Origin of the sequence: Paracoccus caeni, from assembly GCF_016629665.1 — a bacterium.
Classification (GTDB): Bacteria; Pseudomonadota; Alphaproteobacteria; order Rhodobacterales; family Rhodobacteraceae; genus Paracoccus; species Paracoccus caeni.
In genome coordinates, this window is sequence record NZ_JAEPRQ010000004.1 from 41,909 (window position 1) to 62,802 (window position 20,894).

Sequence of the window (20,894 nt, forward strand, 5' to 3'; positions counted from 1 at the left end):
CGCGTCGGTGCGGTCACTCCATTGCCAAGCGGATCAGACTATAGGAAAGCGCAGGCAATTCCCCCCGCAGAGAACCGTCAACGACAGCGATGCCGTCACCCTTCCGGGGTTTGATACGATCCGGTGCATCCGTGGTGTTCGCCACGCGGGGACCAGTTCCATCACCCCCCATCATCCGATGTTCGATCAACCGCAATCCGGCGAAGCCCAGTATCGCCACATCCAGTTCCATTGCCTGATCAGGGCTGCGGTTCACTGCGAAGATACTGATTTCGTTATTTTCCTTCGACAGCACGGCGGCAATGTCCAGATAGCTGACATCCTGCGCCGCGTCTGCATCATAGCGCGGGCCATCGACAGCCACGTTCAGGGCCGTTCCTCGTCCGAACAGGCTGGCGAATTGGTAGGGGTAGTAGATCGTCGTGGCCCAGGCCTTGCCACCCGGCTCTGCCCGGATCGGGGCGATAACGTTCACCAATTGCGCGATGCAGGCGATTTTCACCCTGTCGGACCGGCGCATGAACTCGTTCAGCAGCCCACCAACGAAGAGCGCGTCTTCAAGGTTATAGTCTTCTTCCAGCAGCACCGGGGCCTCGGGCCAGTCCCAGCTTCGCCAGTTCTTCGAGTCCTGTTCGCGGTTGTGATACCAGACGTTCCATTCGTCAAAACAGATGAAGACATCGTTCTTCGCCCGTTTCTTCGCCTTCACATAGTCGATTACACCGGCGATAGACTGGATATAGCGGCCGGTTTCTTCGATTTTCGCAAAGTAATTCAGCGTGTTGTGACTGGAGTTGCCGAAATATTTGTGCAGCGAGATGTAATCGACATTCTCGTAGCATTCTTCCAGGACTTGCCGCTCCCATTCCGGGTAGGTCGCCATCTGATCGTTCGACGAACCGCATACGACCGTCTCAATATCCTTCCCGAACGCCTTCACCGCCTTTGATGTCTCGTCTGCAAGGCGGCCATATTCCTTGGCTTCCATGTGACCGATTTGCCAGGGGCCATCCATTTCATTCCCCAGACACCACATCTTGACATCATAGGCCTGTTCAACGCCGTGACTGCGGCGCAGGTCGCTCCAATAACTGCCGTTGGGATGGATGGCGTATTCAACGTAGTTGCGCGCATCCTCGATGCCGCGGGTGCCGAGGTTCAGTGCCAGCATCATCTCGATCCCGGCATCCTTGGCCCAGCCGGCAAATTCGTTCAGCCCGACATGGTTGGTTTCCTTCGACCGCCAGGCAAGATCCAGCCGCACCGGACGATCTTCCCGAGGGCCGATGCCGTCTTCCCATTTATAGGCCGACACGAAGTTACCGCCCGGATAGCGGATTGCGGGGATCTGCAATGCCTTGACCAAATCCAGCACATCGCGGCGGAAGCCCTGCGGATTGGCCGTCGGGTGCCCCGGTTCATAGATGCCGGTATAAATTGCCCGTCCCATATGCTCGATGAAGGCTGAGTAAAGCCGGTTGTCGATTTCGGCGATGGTGAAATCGCGATGAATCGTTACACGGGTTTTCACGATGGTCCTCCAACTGTGCTTGTCTGGTTGAAGGCAGGCTAAATCGGAGGAATGTTTACAAACAATTTACATATGGGTGCATTTGGTTAGCAATTTTGGTAAGTCTCAGGCCAGTTCTTCCATCACCATTGCCAAAAGTTCACTTGCCGCGGCCGAGATGATGCGGTGGCGCGGTTGAAGAATGTGGTAGGCTTCGATCAGCACAGGGCGCGCGGGACGGATCAGCGCTATGTCGGCGGCATAGGGGGGCTGCAAAAGCAGATCAGCGACCTCTTCGGTGACAACGGCGATGATATCGGAGTCGCGCATCAGCGCCATGATCGCGACCACCGAGGCGGTCTTGATCAGATTGCGCGGAAGGGGAACCCCATCTTCGTGGAACGCTAATTCAAGCGCGCGGCGGATCGGCGCACCTTGATCCTGCATGGTCCAGGGAAAATCGGCCAAATCGCGTAAACTCGGGTTAGGGTTTTCTGCTAACGGGTGGGCGCGGCGGACCATGAACAACGCAGATTCCTGGCGTGCATGAGAGATGTCGAAATCGGGTCCATGCGCTCCTGATCCGGGGCGGCAGAGGGCAAAATCGTACTCCCCGCGCTCAAGCCCCCACATCAGGCGTGAAGAGGAAGAAACATCCAGCGCAACCTCGACCAGAGGTGCCTTGTCTTTCAACCGCAACGTGGCGGGAATGACAGCCGTCAGCGCGGCCCCCGTCACAGCACCTACGCGCACCGTGCCGCCGATCCCTGACGAATGGGCAATGAAATCTTCCGCCATTCGGTCAACGTCGGATGCAAGTTTGCGGGCATGGCGGGCCAGCACCTCACCGATCGGGGTCAGCACCATTCCCCGCGGCATCCGGGTGAACAGGCCGGCCCCGAGATTCTCCTCCATATCCGCCAACATCCGCGACGCTGCGGGCATAGTCATCGCGCACGCATCGGCAGCCAGCCCAAGTTTTCCGTGAAGGGCGATGGCAGCGATCAGGCGTAGCTGCACGGGCCGCAAGGAGCGAAGGTAAAGCTGCATCATAAACCTATCGAAAGGAGAGGGAGCGTTGGTAAAGTTTAGGATTGCCGAGGAACAGAGCCAAGCCTGCGGACCGAACAGGACCAAGAGGCGTCAGCAAACTCTGAGCTGAAGGTGACAGCTATCTTGGGTTTCCTTCGAACCCGGTGGAGATCAATCTTCCTTGGCGATCACGCTGGAAGTGCTTCTGGTCTTGATCACCGCACTAGGGGTTCGACGATGGACAACCCTTTCAACGCAGCTCCTATTTTCGGCCATCGGTTAACGCCCCACCTGATCGAGAAGAGGATTGCGCGATGTCCGCGCTACCTCGTCCCGCAACCGTTTGGCCAGTGGCGATAACGGACGCCTGACCAGATCCAGCAGGTAATAGGTCGAGACGCTGATCTGATGCACGCTGCGCAATACGGTAAACCCCGCCGATACCGGCGGCTGCATCAACAGGTCAGCGACCTCATCCGAGACCGGCGCAATGGCATCGCTTTGCGCAAGATAGGCAAGCGTCCACAGCATCGATGGAGAGTCGATGATATCAGCGGGTTCCGACAGGCCAACGCTTGCGAAAGCGGCCAATGTCGCCTCACGGATCGGGGCGCCGCGTTGCTGCATGATCCATTCGTGGCCTGCCAACTCGGTCAATGTCACCACCTGCGCCCGTGCCAGCGGATGGGCGGCCCGCGCGATCAGGCTGACCTTTTCGTCGCGCATCGGCAGGATGTTGAACTCGCGGCTGTCGAATTCGGGCAGGATGCGGGCCAGCACGAAATCCATCTCTCCCGCCGCCAGATGCCGCAGTAATTCGCGCGAGGGCTGCACATCGACGCTGATCTGCGCGCCGGGCGATTCGTGTTTCACCCTGCGGATCGCCGGAACCAGATAGCTGACCGCTGGCCCCGTCACCGCGCCTACCCTGACCGCCCCCGCATGACCGCCTCGCATATCGCGGATATCCGTGGCGATGCTGTCCATCTCTCGCAGGATCACCCGGGCGCGGCGCAGGAAGGTGGCGCCGATCTCGGTCGGCTCCATGCCTTTTGGCAGGCGCAGGAACAGGGCCGCACCCACTTGACGCTCGACCTCGGACAGCATGCGCGAGGCGGCGGGCTGCGTCATCGCAAGCACTTCGGCTGCCATCTGCAACTGGCCGGTCAGCGCGATCTGATGGATCAGCCGCAATTGTGGCGGCTTCAGGGACAGGCGTTCTAGAGACATATCAATTACGCTATGCAGGTTGCTTATTAACTCATTTTACCGATATGCAGCCGCGCTGCTAGTCTCTCTGCACCACTTGAGGAGCCGCAGGCGCAAAATGCGCCGCGAGGGAGGATAACATGAAACTCAGAACCGCCGCGATCGCGCTTGCGATCGGTGTTTCCTGGTCTGCGATGGGCGCGGTCGGCGTCATGGCTGAAACGGTTGGCATCTCGATGCCGACGAAATCTTCGGCCCGCTGGATCGATGACGGCAACAATATGGTGAAGCAGTTCCAGGATGCGGGCTACGACACCGACCTGCAATATGCCGAGGATGACATTCCGAACCAGTTGGCCCAGGTCGAGAACATGATCACCAAGGGCGTCGATGTGCTGGTGATCGCGGCGATTGACGGCACCACGCTGTCGAATGCGCTGGCCAATGCCAAGGCCGCCGACATCAAGGTCATCGCCTATGACCGCCTGATCCGCGACACCGGCGATATCGATTATTACGCGACATTCGACAACTTCAAAGTCGGCGTCGAACAGGCCAATTCGCTGGTCGCCGGTCTGAAAGAGCGCTTCCCCGATACGAAGCCGTGGAACGTCGAATTGTTCGGCGGCAGCCCCGACGACAACAACGCCTATTTCTTCTACGACGGTGCCATGTCGGTGCTGCAACCGCTGATCGACGCGGGCGATATCGCGATCCTGTCGGGTCAGATGGGCATGGATACGGTCGGCACGCTGCGGTGGGATCCCGCGACGGCGCAGGCGCGGATGGATAACGTGCTGTCGGCCAATTACACCGATGCGCAGGTTCAGGGCGTGCTGTCGCCCTATGACGGGCTGTCGATCGGTATCCTGTCGTCGCTGAAGGGCGTGGGTTACGGCTCGGGCGATATGCCGATGCCGATCGTGACCGGGCAGGATGCGGAAATTCAGTCGGTCAAGTCGATCCTTGCGGACGAACAATATGCGACCGTCTTCAAGGATACCCGCGAACTGGCCCGCGTCACCGTTGGCATGGTCAATGCGATGCTGAAGGGCGAAGAGCCCGAGATCAACGACACCGAAACCTATGACAATGGCGTCAAGGTCGTGCCCTCCTACCTGCTGGAGCCGGTGCCGGTCGATAAGTCGAACATCGAGAGCGTGCTGGTCGAAAGCGGTTATTATACCGCCGAGCAAATCCAGTAACGGCAGCAGAAACAGGCACGGGATCACCCATTCTCGGGTGATCCCCACCGACGGAGATCAGGCATGTCCGCGCTTTTGGAAATGCGTCATATCACCAAGACCTTTCCGGGTGTGAAGGCGCTGGACGATGTCAGCATCTCGGTTCGGGACGGCGAAATCCACGCCATCTGCGGCGAGAATGGCGCCGGAAAGTCCACGCTGATGAAGGTGCTGTCGGGCGTCTATCCGCATGGCAGTTATGACGGCGACATCATCTATGCCGGAGAACCGGCCAGCTTCGCCAGCATCCGCGACAGCGAAGATCGCGGAATCATCATCATCCATCAGGAACTGGCGCTGGTGCCGCTTCTGACCATCGCCGAGAATATCTTTCTGGGCAATGAACGCGCCACCCGCGGCGTTATCAACTGGCCCGAGACCTTTCGTGAAACCGAAACCCTGCTGGCCAAGGTCGGTCTGCGCGAAACGCCGGGCACGCGCGTTGACAGTCTTGGCGTGGGCAAGCAACAGCTTGTCGAGATTGCCAAGGCTTTGTCCAAGAATGTCCGTCTGCTGATTTTGGACGAGCCGACGGCGGCGCTGTCGGAAAGCGACAGTCAGGCGCTTCTGGATCTGTTGCTGGAGCTGAAGGCGCAGGGCGTCACCTCGATCATCATCAGCCACAAGCTGAACGAGGTGCGCCGCGTCGCCGACAGCGTCACCGTGATCCGCGACGGCGCGACCATCTCTACCATCGATGCGCGCGGCGGTGATCTGACCGAGGATCGCATCGTCCGCGACATGGTTGGCCGCAGCATGGAGAACCGCTTTCCCGACCGCGATCGCCATGCCGGTGAGCTGGTGTTCGAACTGAAGGACTGGAACGTCTGGCATCCTGAACAGCGCGAACGGCAGATGATCCGCGATCTGTCTATGAACGTCCGCGCGGGCGAGGTTGTCGGCATCGCCGGGCTGATGGGCGCGGGGCGGACCGAACTGGCGATGAGCATCTTCGGCCGCTCCTATGGCCGCAATATCAGCGGCGAGGTGCGGATGAATGGCCAGCCGGTCGATGTCTCGACCGTGGACCGCGCGATCAAGGCCGGGCTTGCCTATGTGACCGAGGATCGCAAGACGCTGGGCCTGATCCTTGAGGAAACCATTCGTCGCAACACCATCCTTGCCAATCTGGGCGCGGTGTCCAATCGCGGTGTCGTCGATGAAGGCCGCGAGACCGAGGTGGCCGAGAAGTATCGCAAGGCGATGCGCATTCGCACCCCTTCCGTGTTTCAGAAGGTGATGAACCTGTCGGGCGGCAATCAGCAAAAGGTGGTGCTGTCGAAATGGCTGTTCACCAATCCCGAATTGCTGGTGCTGGATGAACCGACGCGCGGCATCGATGTCGGCGCGAAATATGAAATCTACAATATCATCAACGATCTGAGCCGCGAGGGTAAGGCGGTCATCATGATCTCGTCCGAGATGCCCGAGCTGTTGGGCATGTGCGACCGGATCTACGTCATGAATCAGGGCAGCTTCGTGGGCGAGTTGACGGCAGAGGAAGCCAGTCACGAAGCCATCATGTCGCTGATCGTCAGGGAATAAGGGGAGGGGCCATGACACAGACCGACAGCGCCCAGAACGGCATCGGCATCGGCGCCTATATCGCCAAGCATATCCGCGAATACGGGCTGCTTTTTGCATTGATCGCGATCATGGCGTTTTTCCAGATCGTCACCGGCGGCGTGCTTTTGCGCCCGGTCAACATCACCAACCTGTTCCTGCAGAACAGCTACATCATCATCATGGCGCTTGGGATGCTGCTGGTGATCGTCGGCGGGAATATCGACCTGTCGGTCGGCTCGGTCATGGGCTTTATCGGCGCGCTGGCGGCGGTGATGATCGTGACGTGGAAACTGCCGGTCGGGGTGGCGATCATCGTCTGCCTGATCTGCGGGGCCGCCATCGGTGCGGCGCAGGGCTATTTCATCGCTTATTGGAAGATCCCCTCGTTCATCGTGACGCTGTCCGGGATGCTGGTCTTTCGCGGGTTGTCGTTGTGGCTGCTGGCCGGGCAATCGATCGGGCCGTTCCCGCAAAGTTTTCAGGCACTGTCGAACGGCTTTATCCCCGATCTCTTCATGGTCGGACGCCCGAACATCCTTGCGATGGCGGTGGGCGTGGTCACGGTTCTGGTGCTGGTCTGGCTGGGTCTGCGCACCCGTGCCCGCAACGCCCGCTACGGGATAGAGGACGAGCCGATGGGCCTTTTCGTCCTGCGCAACGCCATCATCGCGGCGGCGCTGCTGTTCGTGACGTGGAAGCTGGCATGGTTCCGCGGCTTGCCGAACGTGCTGCTGTCGATGGTGATCCTGACCGTCATCTATGTCTTCATCACCGAGCGGACCACCATTGGCCGTCGCGTCTATGCGGTCGGCGGCAATGCCAAGGCCGCGAAACTGTCTGGCATCCGGACCGAGCGGCTGACCTTTCTGACCTTCGTTAACATGGGCGTTCTGGCCGCTTTGGCCGGGATGATCTTCGCCGCCCGGTTGAACACCGCCACACCCAAGGCCGGTTTTGCGGTCGAACTGGACGTGATCGCGGCGGTCTTTATCGGCGGCGCCTCGATGGCGGGCGGATCGGGCAAGATCGTCGGCGCGGTGGTCGGGGCCTTCATCATGGGGGTGATGAACAACGGCATGTCGATCCTTGGCATCGGCATCGACTACCAGCAGGTGATCAAGGGGCTTGTCCTGCTCGCCGCCGTGTTCTTCGACGTTTACAACAAGAATAAAGAGGCCTGACCATGTTCCTGTCGCAACTGAAACTGGCCGATGGGAACCGCGCTGTCGCCGTGCGCGAGGATGAGGCCGCCTATCTGATCCCCGGCGTCGCCACGACGCTGGAACTGGCAGAGGCGGCCATCGCCTCGGGCCACAGCCTGCGGGCCGAGATCAAGGCGCGCGGACAGGGCGACCCGGTCGATCTGGCGGCTGCTTTGGCCGAGGGGCGGATGCTGCTGCCGGTCGATCATGCCGATCCCGCGCATCTGCATCTGACCGGAACCGGGCTGACCCATCTGGGTTCTGCCGCGACACGCAACTCGATGCACAAGAAGGCCGACCCGGACGATCTGACCGACAGCATGAAGATGTTCCGCATGGGTCTGGAAGGCGGCAAGCCGGGGCAGGGCGCCATCGGCGTGCAGCCGGAATGGTTCTGGAAGGGTAACGGTTACGCAGCCGTCGCCCCCGGCACCGATCTGACCTCGCCCGGCTTCGCGCTGGATGCGGGCGAAGAGCCCGAGATCGCGGGCATCTATCTGATCGCGGCGGATGGCCGACCGTTCCGGCTTGGCTTTGCGCTGGCGAATGAATTTTCGGACCATGTGACCGAACGCGGCAATTACCTGTGGCTTGCCCATTCCAAACTGCGCCCCGCCAGTTTCGGCCCGGAAATGCTGGTCGGCGATCTGCCGCAGCATGTCGAGGGCACCAGCCGGGTGATCCGCGACGGCGCGGTGATCTGGGAAAAGCCGTTCCTGTCGGGCGAGGCGAATATGAGCCATAGCCTGAGCAATCTGGAACATCACCACTTTAAATACGCGCTGTTCCGGCAGCCGGGCGATGTGCACGTGCATTTCTTCGGCACCGCCACGCTGTCCTTTGCCGACGGGATCGCCGTCCAGCCCGGCGACAGCTTCGAGATCGCCTGCCCAGCCTTCGGCCTTCCCCTGCGGAACGGCCTGACCCAACAGCCACACGAGACGACCCCGGTGGCCGTCGCAGCCCTTTGAGACCAAAGATGACCTTCACTCCGGCACCCTGGCCCCGCAAACTGCGCTCGCAGGAATGGTATGGCGGCAATTCGCGCGACACGATCTATCATCGCGGCTGGATGAAAAATCAGGGCTATCCGCATGACCTGTTCGACGGTCGCCCGATCATCGGCATCCTGAACACATGGTCCGACCTGACCCCGTGTAACGGCCATCTGCGCGAGCTGGCCGAGAAGGTGAAGGCGGGCGTGTGGGAGGCAGGTGGCTTCCCGGTCGAGGTGCCGGTGTTTTCGGCCTCGGAGAACACCTTCCGCCCGTCGGCGATGATGTTCCGCAATCTGGCCGCGCTTGCCATCGAGGAAACCATTCGCGGCCAGCCGATGGACGGGGCGGTCCTGCTGGTCGGTTGCGACAAGACCACGCCCAGCCTGCTGATGGCGGCGGCGTCCTGTGACATCCCCTCGATCGTGGTGACGGGCGGCCCGATGCTGAACGGCTATTTCCGCGGTGAACGGGTCGGTTCGGGCACGCATCTGTGGAAATTCAGCGAAGCCGTGAAAGCCGGAGAGATGACCCAAGGGGAATTTCTTGAGGCGGAAGCCTCGATGAGCCGGTCCTCGGGGACGTGCAACACGATGGGCACGGCCTCAACCATGGCCTCGATGGCCGAGGCTTTGGGTATGGCCTTGTCGGGCAATGCCGCAATCCCGGCGGTGGATTCGCGTCGTCGGGTGATGGCGCAGATGACCGGGCGGCGGATCGTGCAGATGGTAAAGGACGATCTGAAGCCGTCCGACATCATGACGAAAGCCGCCTTTGAGAACGCCATCCGCACCAATGGCGCGATTGGCGGGTCAACCAATGCGGTGGTGCATCTGCTGGCGATGGCCGGGCGGGTCGGGATCGATCTGACGCTGGACGACTGGGACCGGTTGGGCCGCGACGTGCCGACCATCGTGAACCTGATGCCTTCGGGCAAATATCTGATGGAAGAATTCTTCTATGCCGGTGGTCTGCCGGTGGTGCTGAAACGTCTGGGCGAGGCCGGGATGCTGCACCGCGACGCTCTGACCGTATCGGGCGAGACGATCTGGGACGAGGTCAAGGATGTCGTCAACTGGAACGAGGATGTGATCCTGCCTGCCGACAAGGCACTGACCGATCACGGCGGCATCGCGGTTCTGCGCGGCAATCTGGCCCCGAAGGGCGCGGTGCTGAAGCCCTCGGCTGCGTCTGCGCATCTGCTGACGCATCGCGGGCGGGCGGTCGTCTTCGAGGATATCGACGACTACAAGGCCAAGATCGAGGATGAGGCGCTGGATATTGATGAGACCTGCGTGATGGTGCTGAAGAATTGCGGCCCGCGCGGCTATCCGGGCATGGCCGAGGTCGGCAATATGGGCCTGCCGCCCAAGGTTCTGCGCAAGGGGATCACCGATATGGTGCGGATCAGCGATGCGCGCATGTCGGGAACGGCTTACGGCACCGTGGTTCTGCATACCTCGCCCGAGGCGGCGGCGGGTGGGCCGCTTGCGGTGGTTCGCGATGGTGACATGATCGAACTGGACGTTCCGAACCGTCGGCTGCATCTGGATATCAGTGACGCCGAGCTGGCCGAACGGCTGGCCGAGTGGCAGCCGCTGGCCGGTCAGCCCGCCAGCGGTTACGCATGGCTGCATCAGGCGCATGTGATGGGCGCCGATACCGGGGCCGATCTGGACTTCCTGCGCGGTTGTCGCGGCAATGCGGTCGGAAAGGACAGCCATTGATGAAGATCGCGCTTGTAGGCATCGGCAAGATCGCCCTCGACCAGCATGTGCCCGCGCTGGAAGCCAGCCCGGATTGGGAACTGGCCGCGACCGTTTCGCGCAATGGTAAGGTTGCGGGCGTGCCCGCCTATGCCCGGATCGGCGAGATGCTGGACGCTCATCCCGAAATCGGCACCGTCAGTCTGTGCCTGCCGCCGGTGCCGCGCTTTCTGGTGGCGCAGGCGGTGCTGTTCGCGGGGCGCAACCTGATGCTGGAAAAGCCGCCCGGTGCGACCTTGGCCGAGGTGCATATCCTGTGCGATCTGGCGATGGCGCAGGGCGTCAGTCTTTACACCACATGGCATTCGCGGATGGCCCATGCGGTCGCCGGGGCAAAGGCGTGGCTTGCCGATTGCGACATTCGCTCGGGCCGGATCATCTGGCGCGAGGATGTGCGGAAATGGCATCCCGGTCAGGACTGGATTTTCGAGGCAGGCGGCATGGGCGTCTTCGATCCCGGCATCAACGCGCTGTCGATCCTGACCGAGATCCTTCCGGTCCCGGTCCATTTGACCGCCGCTGAAATCGATTTCCCCGGCAACCGTCAGGCGCCCATCGCCGCGCGCCTGCAACTGGGCCAGAACATTACCGCCGATTTCGACTTCCGGCAGGAAGGCCCGCAGACGTGGGACATGGAGTTCCAGACCGATCGCGGCTCTCTGGCCCTGCGCATGGGCGGCAATCTGCTGGAAATCGACGGTCAGCGGGTAGGCGGTCAGGACAGCATCATGGGTGAATATCCCGCGCTTTACGACCGGATGGCGCGGCTGGTGGAACAATCCGCGTCAGAGGTTGACGTGTCCCCGATGGTTCTGGTGGCGGACGCCTTTACCCTAGGGCGCCGCACGACCGTTGAAGACTTTGAATTCTAAGGAATGGTTATGACCTATAGCCCGCAAGGCAAGCATCTGATCGCAGGCGAATGGATCGCCACCGATGCGAAATTCACCTCTAGCCCCGCGCATGGGCCGGTGCATGAGTTCAGCTCGGGCAATGTCGATCTGGTGGATCGCGCGGTGAAAGCTGCGGAAGAGGCGTTCTGGACCTATGGTGCGGCCAGCCGTCAGGATCGTGCGGCCTTCCTTGACGCCATCGCCGATGAGATCGAGGCGCGGGCGGATGCGATCACCGAAATCGGCGCGCAGGAAACCGGCCTGCCAGCGGCGCGGTTGCAGGGCGAGCGTGGCCGAACCACCGGCCAGTTGCGCCTGTTCGCGCAGCATGTCCGCGACGGCGAATATCTTGACCGCCGCCATGACAAGGCCTTGCCTGACCGCCAGCCCTTGCCTCGTCCCGATCTGCGGCTAATCCAGCGGCCGATTGGCCCGGTCGCGGTCTTTGGCGCCTCGAACTTCCCGCTGGCCTTTTCGACGGCGGGCGGCGACACCGCTTCGGCTTTGGCGGCGGGCTGTCCGGTCGTGGTGAAGGGGCATCCCGCCCATCCCGGCACGGGCGAGATCATCGCCGAGGCGATCTTTGCCGCGATCACCCGCACCGGCGTTCCGGCAGGGGTCTTTTCCTTCATTCATGGCGACAGCCACGAGGTCGGCAAGGCGCTGGTCGAACATCCGCTGATCAAGGCGGTGGGCTTTACCGGCAGCCTGCGTGGGGGCAGGGCGCTTTACGATCTCTGCGCCGCCCGGCCAGAGCCGATCCCGTTCTTCGGCGAATTGGGCAGCATCAACCCGGTCTTCGTCCTGCCCGCAGCACTTGCTGCACGTGGCAAGCAGATCGCCGAGGGTTGGACCGCCAGCCTGACGATGGGCGCCGGGCAATTCTGCACCAATCCGGGCATGCTGGTGATCTCCGAAGAGGGGGCCGACGAATTCACCGCCACGGCCAGTGCCGCGCTGAAGGAGGCCGCCGAGCAGGTCATGCTGACCGACGGCATCGCCCATGCCTATCGCGACGGCACCGACCGTATCGCCGGCGCGGCCCGGCCTGTGCTGGCCAATGACAGCCGCGGCCGCAATGCTTTGCCCAATATCTATCAGACCAGCGCCGCCGATTTCATGGCGAACCATGCTCTTGGGGAAGAGGTCTTTGGTCCGCTTGGCCTTGTCGTCACCGTCTCGGGCGAGGATCAGATGCTGGAACTGGCGCGCAGCCTTGAGGGCCAGTTGACAGTGACCCTGCAAATGGACGAGCCCGACACCCCGACCGCCCGCCGCCTGATGCCGATCCTTGAGCGGAAGGCCGGGCGGGTGCTGGCGAATGGCTGGCCCACCGGGGTCGAGGTGGCCGATGCCATGGTGCATGGCGGCCCCTATCCCGCCTCTACGAATTTCGGCGCAACCAGCGTCGGCACGATGGCGATCCGGCGTTTCCTGCGCCCGGTCAGCTATCAGAATATGCCCGCTGCCCTGCTGCCAGACGATTTGCGCGACTGAGGAGGCTTTGACGCGCAACAGACGGTCATAAACCCAAAGGGAGGAAACCATGACCACCAAGACCCTGATGACGACTGTTGCCGCCTTGGCGATCTCGGCTACTGCCGTGATGGCTCAGGACAGGACCATCGGCTTTTCGCAGATCGGTTCCGAATCCGGTTGGCGGGCCGCAGAAACCACCCTGACCCGCACCGAGGCGGAAGAGCGTGGCTACCAACTGCAATTCTCGGATGCGCAGCAGCGGCAGGAAAACCAGATCGCCGCGATCCGGTCGTTCATCGCGCAGGGCGTCGATGCGATCCTGCTAGCGCCGGTGGTTGCGACCGGCTGGGATTCGGTCCTGCAAGAGGCGAAAGAGGCCGAGATCCCGGTTGTGCTGCTGGACCGTCAGGTCGACAGCTCGGACGATCTTTATCTGACCGCTGTGGGGTCGAACCTTGTCCATGAGGGTCAGGTCGCGGGCGAATGGCTGGCCAATGAGGTCGGCGACCGCGAGTGCCGGATCGTCGAATTGCAGGGCACCACCGGCTCTTCCCCCGCTATCGACCGCAAATCCGGCTTTGAAAGCGGGATCGCCGATCACGCCAATCTGGAAATCGTCCGCAGCCAGACCGGCGATTTCACCCGCGCGCTTGGCAAGGAAGTGATGGAAAGCTTCATTCAGGCGGAAAACGGCGGCAAGGATATCTGCGCGCTTTACGCCCATAACGACGACATGGCCGTGGGCGCAATTCAGGCGATCAAAGAGGCTGGTCTGAAGCCGGGCGAGGATATCCTTGTCGTCTCGATCGACGGCGTGCCGGATATCTTCCAAGCCATGGCCGATGGCGAGGCGAATGCCACGGTGGAATTGACGCCGAACATGGCCGGACCTGCCTTTGACGCGCTGGAAGCCTTCTGGGCGGACGGCACCGAGCCTGAGAAGTTCCTGCAGACGGAATCGAAGCTGTTCACGCAAGCCGATGATCCGGCTGCTGAATACGAGGCCCGCAAGGGTCTGGGCTACTGATCTTGTCTGGCCGGGCCACACGGCCCGGCCTTCTTTTCAGGGGTGGTGTCATGCTGCTTTCCATCAGCTCGCTGACCAAGGTTTTTCCCGGCACCCGTGCGCTGGACGATGTGCATTTTGACCTGCAAGCGGGCGAGGTTCACGCGCTTCTGGGCGAAAATGGTGCGGGCAAATCGACGCTGATCAAATGCCTGACCGGGGCCTATCGCCGCGGTGGCGGCAGGATGGTTCTGAACGGGACCGAAATCGATCCGCGCTCGACCGTCGAGGCGCAGGATCAGGGCATCGGCACCGTCTATCAGGAAGTGAACCTGCTGCCCAATCTGACCGTCGCCCAGAACCTAATGTTCGGGCGCGAGCCGAGACGTTTCGGCCTTGTGAACACCCGCGCCATGCGGGCCGAGGCACGGGCGATGCTGAACCAATACGGGCTGGATCTGGATGTGGATCGCGATCTTGGCAGCTATCCCGTCGCCATCCAGCAGATCATCGCCATTGCCCGCGCGGTAGCGCTGTCGGGCAAGGTGCTGATTCTTGACGAACCGACCGCCAGCCTTGATGCCGCCGAGGTGCGGATGGTTTTCGACGTGGTGCGCGGCCTGCGCGACCGTGGCCTTGGCATCGTTTTCGTGTCGCATTTTCTGGATCAGGTCTTTGATCTGACCGATCGGGTGACCGTCCTGCGCAATGGTCGCAAGGTGGTGACAGAAGAGACGCGCAGCCTCGACCGGGAACGGCTGATCGGTCACATGCTGGGCCGTGAACTGGAAGCCGCGACCAACCAGACCGCCACGGATCGCGGACCGCGCCCGCCGATGCTGCGCTTTCAGGGCATGTCGCGGCGCGGTGCGGTCGAAGCCTTCGACATGGATGTGGGTCAGGGCGAGGTTGTTGGCCTTGCCGGGCTGCTTGGCTCGGGGCGGACCGAAACGGCGGAACTGCTGTTCGGGGTCAGGACCGCCCAATCCGGCAGCGCCAGCGATCAAAGCGGCCCGCTAAACCTGACCGCCCCTCGTGCGGCGATTGCGGCAGGCTTCGGCCTTGCCCCCGAGGATCGCAAGACCGATGGCATCGTCGCCGATCTGACCATCCGTGAAAACATCATCCTTGGCCTGCAAGCCCGTCGCGGCTGGGCACGGCCGATCCCGCGTGCCGAACAGAACCGGCTGGCCGACGACTATATCAAGCGGCTGGATATCCGCACCACGGGTCGCGAAAAACGCATCGGCGAATTGTCCGGTGGTAATCAGCAAAAGGTGGTGCTGGCCCGTTGGCTGGCGATGAACCCGCGCTTTCTGATCCTTGACGAACCGACGCGCGGCATCGATGTCGGCGCCCATGCCGAAATCGTCCGGCTGATACAGGAACTGACCCAGCAAGGCATGTCGCTGCTGGTCATCTCGTCCGAGATCGATGAGCTGATCGCCGTCTCGGATCGGGTGATCGTGCTGCGCGACCGCCGCCATGTGGCAGAGCTGACCGGCAGCCAGATCGCCCCCGAAAACATCGTCAAAGCCATTGCCGCGACCGGCCCGAAACAGGAGGTCGCGTGATGGCCGAACTGCTGAAACGCATCGCCCCGCAACTAATCGCGCTGGCCGCGCTGATTGCGCTGGTGACGGTGGTTTATCCGGCCTTCCTGACCATCACCGTCAATGATGGTCGTCTGGTCGGCCCGCTGATCGATGTGCTGAAACGCGCGGCCCCGGTGGCGCTGCTGGCAACCGGCATGACGCTGGTGATCGCGACGCGGGGCATCGATCTGTCGGTGGGCACGATCATGGCGATCTGCGGCGCGGTCGCCGCTGCCGCCATCACCGCTGGCTGGGGTTTGCCGGTGGCGCTGCTGCTGGCGCTTGCGGCGGGGGCTTTTGCCGGGCTTTGGAACGGCGTTCTTGTTGCCATTGTCGGCATCCAGCCCTTTGTTGCCACGTTGATCCTGATGACAATGGGGCGCGGCATCGCGCAGTTGATTACCGAGGGCCGCATTCTGACCTTCACCCATCCGGGCTTTGGCTGGATCGGGTCGGGCAATCTGCTGGGCCTGCCGTTTCCGGCATGGATCTGGATCGTCACTGCCGTTGCGGCAACGCTGGTCCTGCGCCGCACCGCGCTTGGCATGCTGATCGAGGCGACCGGGATCAACCGCCGCTCCAGCGCCTTGGCCGGGGTCAATGCGACGGTGCTGCTGATCGCGGTCTATGTCGCCTCGGGCGTCTGCGCGGCCTTGGCCGGGCTGATCGTTACTGCCGATATTCGCGGGGCCGACGCCAATAATGCCGGGCTGTGGTTGGAGCTTGACGCCATCCTTGCCGTGGTCATCGGGGGCAATTCGCTGCTGGGCGGTCGGTTTTCCATCGCCGCCTCGGTCATCGGGGCGTTGATCATCCAGACCATCACCATCGGTATCCGGCTGGCGGGTTTCCCTTCGGAATATAATCTCATCATCAAGGCGGCGCTGGTTCTGATCATCCTGATCCTGCAATCGCCCCGGATCGCGGCGGAGTGGCGGCTGTGGCGTGACAGCCAGCGCGCCTCACGCGAAGCCGCGCTGAAAGGAGATGCGTGATGAATACCCGCGCCTTGCCGCTTTACGTCACCATTGCCATCTTCCTGCTGGCCTATGTGATCTGCTGGACGCAGTTTCCGACGATGCTGTCCACCCGCGTCATCGGCAATCTGCTGACCGACAATGCCTATCTGGGCATCGTGGCCGTCGGCATGACCATGGTGATCCTGTCGGGCGGCATCGATCTGTCGGTCGGATCGGTGATCGCGTTTTCGGGCGTATTCATCGCGGTGATCCTGCGCGATACCTCGCTGCATCCGCTGGCGGTCTTCGCGATGCTGCTGGTGCTGACCACCGCCTTCGGCGCCTCGATGGGGTTTCTGATCGACCGGCTGGCGATGCCTGCCTTTATCGTCACGCTTGCGGGCATGTTTCTGGCCCGCGGCGCGGCCTATATGCTGTCGATCGATTCCGTGCCGATCTCGCATCCGTTCTTTCAGTCGGTGCAGGGCGCCTATTGGCTGATGCCCGGCAAAGGCAGGCTGACGCTGATCGGCGTGCTGATGGTCCTAACCTTCATCATCGGCATGATCATCGCCCATAAGACCCGCTTCGGCACCAGCGTCTACGCCCTTGGCGGAGGCGAGGCGACGGCGCGGTTGATGGGGGTCCGACAGGGCAGGACGACGGTGCTGGTCTATGCCTTCTCCGGGCTGATGGCCGGATTGTCGGGGATTGTTTTCACCATCTATACCGGCTCGGGCTATTCGCTGGCGACGGTCGGGGCAGAGCTGACCGCGATTGCCGCCGTGGTGATTGGCGGCACGCTGTTGACTGGCGGCGCGGGCTATATGTTCGGCACCTTCATCGGCGTGCTGACGATGGGGCTGATCCAGACCTACATTGTCTTTGATGGAAGCCTGTCGAGCTGGTGGACCAAGATTGTGATCGGGGTGCTTCTGCTGGCGTTTATCCTGTTACAGAAAGGGTTGCTGAAACTGTCACAGGACCGACTGGCAGGAGGCCGGGGATGAAAGCTGAAATCTATGACGACAGGCCCTGCACGCTGGGCGAGGGGCCATTGTGGCATCCCGAACGGCAGCAATTCTTCTGGTTCGACATCATCGGCCGCAAGCTTTTATCGCGCGATGCCTCGGGACCGCTGGAATGGGGCTTCGACCGCATCGCCTCTGCCGCCGGATGGATCGACCGCGACCGCCTGCTGATCGGGACCGAGACGGGGCTGTCGGTGCTGGACCTGACCAGCGGCGCGCTGACCGATCTGGTCGAGATCGAGGCCGACAATCCCACGACCCGCTCGAATGACGGGCGGGCAGATCGGCAGGGCGGGTTCTGGCTGGGCACGATGGGCAAGCTGGCCCAGACCGGGGCGGGCGCTATCTGGCGTTGGTATCGGGGCGAGTTGCGCAAGCTGCATGACGGGATCAGCATCACCAATGCGATCTGCTTTTCGCCTGACGGGCGCACGGTGCATTTCGCCGATACGGCCATCGGCAAAGTCTGGCGGCAGGCGCTGGACGCGGATGGCTGGCCTGTGGGTGAGCCCGAGCTTTATCTCGACCTTGCGCCGCAAGGTTTGAATCCGGACGGCGCGGTGATCGATGCCGATGGCGGTTTCTGCTGTGCAATCTGGGGAGAGGGCGCGGTGCTGCGCTTTGATCCCGAGGGTCGGCAGACACATCGCTTTGATGTCGGCGGCGCGCATTCCTCCTGCCCGGCCTTTGGCGCGAGCGGAGAGATGCTGGTGACGACGGCCACACAAGGCATCAGCGATCCTGATCCGTATCAGGGCCTGACCTATCTTCTGCGCCACGATCTGCGTGGGCTTGCCGAACCAAGGGTGATTCTATGACTGTAACCGCACTTCCCCCCTTGCCCGACGGGCGCGATTTGCATGCGATCTCGCTTCAGGCAGACGGGCTGACCGCACGGGTTCTGACGCTGGGCGCGATCGTGCAGGATCTGCGGCTTGAGGGCGTCGATCATCCTCTGGTTCTGGGATCGCCCAATCCGGCCGCCTATATGACGACGACCCGATCAATGGGCGCGATTGTCGGGCGCTGCGCCAACCGGATCAACGGCGCCAGCTTTACTCTGGATGGCACGACCTATCACACCGACAAGAACTGCCTTGGCCGCCACACCCTGCATGGCGGGGTCGAGGGCGTCGGCCAACAGGTCTGGCAGATCGAGGATCACGCGCCGGACCGTGTCACCCTGTCCCATGTCTCGCCCGACGGACATATGGGTTTCCCCGGCAGGCTGACGATCCGCGCCACCATTTCGCTGCAGGATCAGGCTTTGGTGACAGAGATGGAGGCGGTAACGGACGCCGCCACCCCCTGCAATCTGGCGCCGCATGGCTATTTTAACCTCGATGGCAGCGACGATGTTCTGGACCACCACCTGATGATCGCCGCGGATCGCTATCTGCCGCTGAACGATGACCTGTTGCCGCTGCCCGGAACAGGTCTGGTCGAAGGCACTTTGTTCGATTTCCGTGAAGACCGCGAGATTGGCAGGTCGGGTTACGATCACAACTTCTGTCTTGCCGACAGCGTTTTGCCGCCCCGCCCGGTCGCGCGGTTGACCGGAAGATCGGGCCTTGCAATGACTGTTGAGACCAACATGCCGGGCCTGCAGATCTATGACGGCAGACATTTCGCCGGGCTGCCGGGACTTGATGGCCGGGTTTATGGCCCGCATGCCGGCTTGGCGATGGAGACGCAATTCTGGCCCGATTCACCGAACCGGCCGGATTTTCCCGATGTGATCCTGCGGCCCGGCCAGACCTATCGGCACCACGCCGCATATCGGTTCCAACGCGCATGACCGGGTTGATCGCCATCGATTGGGGCACAAGCTCGTTTCGGGCATGGCGGATGGATCGTGGCGGCGAGGTGACAGACAGCGTCACCGAGGGGCCGGGTATCCTTGCCGCAAGTGCCGAGCCGGGCGGGTTCGAAGGTGCGCTGAAACGTGCCATACCGGACTGGCTGGGGCAGGGTTTGCCGATCATCGCCTCGGGGATGATCACCAGCCGCAATGGTTGGGTCGAGACGCCCTATCTGCCCTTGCCGTTGGATGCCGAGGCACTTGCAGGCGCGCTGGTTACGCATGAAAGCGCGGTTGGGCGGATATATTTCGCTTGTGGCGCGATCTGTGATCCTGACGGACCGACGCCCGATGTGATGCGTGGCGAGGAAACCGAAATCATCGGGCAACTGGCCGTGGACGATGAGAGCGAAGGCCGGTTCGTGCTGCCCGGCACGCATAGCAAATGGGCGGTGATCGAGGGCGGGCTGCTGATCCGCTTTCGCACGGTCATGACCGGCGAGATGTTTGCGCTGATGCGCGATCAGTCGATCCTCGGGCGGCTGATCGAGCCGGGTGAGGGAAGCGCCGCTGCCTTCCTGCGCGGCGTGGAAACGGGCGGGCAGGAAGGCCCGTTGCTGGCGCGGGTGTTTTCGGCCCGGTCGCTGGCCTTGCAAGAGCGGTTGCCCGCGAATGAGATTGCGGACTACCTGTCGGGGCTGCTGATCGGGGATGAGGTTGCCGGGATGGCGACAGGCCCGGTCACCATCATCGGTCGGGGCGATCTGGCCGAGCGGTATCGGATCGCGCTGAACGCCCGGGGGATAGCCGCGAAGATTGCCGCGCCGGGAATGGCGCGGCAGGGGCTGTGGAAGATTGCACAACAAGCGGGGATCGTCTGATGGATTTCGAAGCTGCCTTTGCCGCCTGTCCGCTGGTCGCGATCCTGCGCGGACTGCGCCCGGACGAGGCGCTGGATCACGGCAAGGCGCTGACCGACGCGGGCTTCACGCTGCTGGAGGTGCCGCTGAACTCGCCTGAGCCGTTGGACAGTATCGCAACCCTTTCGGCAAACCTGCCGCAAGCGCTTGTCGGTGCGGGAACGGTTCTTACTGCGGAAGACGTCCGCTTGGTGGCCGAGGCGGGCGGGCGGCTGATCGTGGCCCCGAATTTCTCGCCCGCCGTCGCCGCCGAGGCGCGCCGATTGAACCTCATCTACCTGCCCGGCATCGGCACCATGTCCGAGGCTTTCGCGGCGCTGGATGCCGGTGCGTCGGCGCTGAAATTGTTCCCCGCCGAGATGATCCCACCTGTTGCGGTCAAGGCAATGCGCAGCGTGCTGCCCAAAGATGCAAGATTGCTGCCGGTTGGCGGCATCAATGCGCAGACCATGGCCGCCTATCTGCAGGCAGGCGCGAACGGGTTCGGTCTTGGGGGTTCGCTTTATAGCGCGGGGCAGGACTTCAAGGATACCGCTGATAAGGCGGCTATCCTGATCGAAGCCTATAAAAATTTTAGGTCAGCTGGCGCCGGGTGAATGTTTTTGTAGCCTGTTTGCAATCATGGACGTTGGCAGCAACGTGATCCACAAGATGCCGGGAATGAGCCCTTATTCGGCATCAGAAAG

The 20,894-nt window shown here is 62.2% G+C and carries 18 protein-coding genes; 15 read left to right on the forward strand and 3 right to left on the reverse strand.

All coding sequences use genetic code 11. The features are described 5' to 3' along the window. Positions 1–13 precede the first annotated feature (13 nt). From arfA to JJJ17_RS12345, 3 genes are all read right to left on the reverse strand, one after another. Positions 14–1,531 (reverse strand): arabinosylfuranosidase ArfA, encoded by a 1,518-nt coding sequence (arfA, locus tag JJJ17_RS12335; protein WP_200686890.1) that lies wholly within the window; start codon positions 1,529–1,531, stop codon positions 14–16. A gap of 105 nt (positions 1,532–1,636) precedes the next feature. Then, entirely contained in the window at positions 1,637–2,563 is a 927-nt protein-coding gene (locus JJJ17_RS12340; RefSeq protein ID WP_234464072.1) for a LysR substrate-binding domain-containing protein, read from the reverse strand. Positions 2,564–2,821: 258 nt separating this feature from the next. After that, on the reverse strand, positions 2,822–3,772 hold the full coding sequence (locus tag JJJ17_RS12345) for a LysR family transcriptional regulator (RefSeq protein WP_200686891.1): 951 nt from the start codon (positions 3,770–3,772) through the stop codon (positions 2,822–2,824). A 119-nt stretch (positions 3,773–3,891) separates the two neighbouring features. Here JJJ17_RS12345 and chvE point away from each other — a divergent pair, with 119 nt between their 5' ends. From chvE to JJJ17_RS12420, 15 genes are all read left to right on the forward strand, one after another. Next, positions 3,892–4,956, forward strand: coding sequence for a multiple monosaccharide ABC transporter substrate-binding protein (gene chvE, locus JJJ17_RS12350; RefSeq protein WP_200686892.1), 1,065 nt, complete (start codon positions 3,892–3,894; stop codon positions 4,954–4,956). A gap of 63 nt (positions 4,957–5,019) precedes the next feature. After that, entirely contained in the window at positions 5,020–6,540 is a 1,521-nt protein-coding gene (mmsA, locus tag JJJ17_RS12355) for a multiple monosaccharide ABC transporter ATP-binding protein (protein WP_200686893.1), read from the forward strand. Between the two features lie 11 nt (positions 6,541–6,551). Further along, positions 6,552–7,742 (forward strand): multiple monosaccharide ABC transporter permease, encoded by a 1,191-nt coding sequence (gene mmsB, locus JJJ17_RS12360; protein WP_200686895.1) that lies wholly within the window; start codon positions 6,552–6,554, stop codon positions 7,740–7,742. Positions 7,743–7,744: 2 nt separating this feature from the next. Beyond that, complete coding sequence (araD1, locus tag JJJ17_RS12365) at positions 7,745–8,734, forward strand: AraD1 family protein (RefSeq protein WP_200686897.1); 990 nt, start codon at positions 7,745–7,747, stop codon at positions 8,732–8,734. Between the two features lie 8 nt (positions 8,735–8,742). Continuing rightward, positions 8,743–10,485, forward strand: coding sequence for an L-arabinonate dehydratase (gene araD / locus JJJ17_RS12370; protein ID WP_200686899.1), 1,743 nt, complete (start codon positions 8,743–8,745; stop codon positions 10,483–10,485). After that, complete coding sequence (locus JJJ17_RS12375; protein ID WP_200686901.1) at positions 10,485–11,396, forward strand: Gfo/Idh/MocA family protein; 912 nt, start codon at positions 10,485–10,487, stop codon at positions 11,394–11,396. The genes araD and JJJ17_RS12375 overlap by 1 nt, the downstream gene beginning before the upstream one ends. Before the next feature lie 9 nt (positions 11,397–11,405). After that, positions 11,406–12,914, forward strand: coding sequence for an aldehyde dehydrogenase (NADP(+)) (locus JJJ17_RS12380; RefSeq protein WP_407673364.1), 1,509 nt, complete (start codon positions 11,406–11,408; stop codon positions 12,912–12,914). 49 nt (positions 12,915–12,963) lie between these two features. Then, positions 12,964–13,923 carry a galactofuranose ABC transporter, galactofuranose-binding protein YtfQ gene (ytfQ, locus tag JJJ17_RS12385; RefSeq protein WP_200686905.1) on the forward strand — a complete coding sequence of 320 codons (960 nt, stop codon included), beginning with the start codon at positions 12,964–12,966 and terminating at the stop codon, positions 13,921–13,923. A 50-nt stretch (positions 13,924–13,973) separates the two neighbouring features. Continuing rightward, entirely contained in the window at positions 13,974–15,476 is a 1,503-nt protein-coding gene (locus JJJ17_RS12390; protein WP_200686907.1) for a sugar ABC transporter ATP-binding protein, read from the forward strand. Continuing rightward, positions 15,476–16,492: an ABC transporter permease gene (locus JJJ17_RS12395; protein ID WP_200686909.1), complete on the forward strand. Its 1,017-nt coding sequence runs from the start codon at positions 15,476–15,478 to the stop codon at positions 16,490–16,492. The genes JJJ17_RS12390 and JJJ17_RS12395 overlap by 1 nt, the downstream gene beginning before the upstream one ends. Beyond that, on the forward strand, positions 16,492–17,466 hold the full coding sequence (yjfF, locus tag JJJ17_RS12400; protein WP_200686911.1) for a galactofuranose ABC transporter, permease protein YjfF: 975 nt from the start codon (positions 16,492–16,494) through the stop codon (positions 17,464–17,466). The genes JJJ17_RS12395 and yjfF overlap by 1 nt, the downstream gene beginning before the upstream one ends. Continuing rightward, positions 17,463–18,305 (forward strand): SMP-30/gluconolactonase/LRE family protein, encoded by an 843-nt coding sequence (locus JJJ17_RS12405; protein WP_200686913.1) that lies wholly within the window; start codon positions 17,463–17,465, stop codon positions 18,303–18,305. Before yjfF ends, JJJ17_RS12405 begins: the two co-directional genes overlap by 4 nt. After that, positions 18,302–19,285 carry an aldose epimerase family protein gene (locus tag JJJ17_RS12410; protein WP_200686915.1) on the forward strand — a complete coding sequence of 328 codons (984 nt, stop codon included), beginning with the start codon at positions 18,302–18,304 and terminating at the stop codon, positions 19,283–19,285. The genes JJJ17_RS12405 and JJJ17_RS12410 overlap by 4 nt, the downstream gene beginning before the upstream one ends. Continuing rightward, positions 19,282–20,169 carry a 2-dehydro-3-deoxygalactonokinase gene (locus tag JJJ17_RS12415; protein WP_200686917.1) on the forward strand — a complete coding sequence of 296 codons (888 nt, stop codon included), beginning with the start codon at positions 19,282–19,284 and terminating at the stop codon, positions 20,167–20,169. The genes JJJ17_RS12410 and JJJ17_RS12415 overlap by 4 nt, the downstream gene beginning before the upstream one ends. Continuing rightward, positions 20,169–20,804 (forward strand): 2-dehydro-3-deoxy-6-phosphogalactonate aldolase, encoded by a 636-nt coding sequence (locus JJJ17_RS12420; protein ID WP_200686919.1) that lies wholly within the window; start codon positions 20,169–20,171, stop codon positions 20,802–20,804. Before JJJ17_RS12415 ends, JJJ17_RS12420 begins: the two co-directional genes overlap by 1 nt. Positions 20,805–20,894 lie beyond the last annotated feature (90 nt).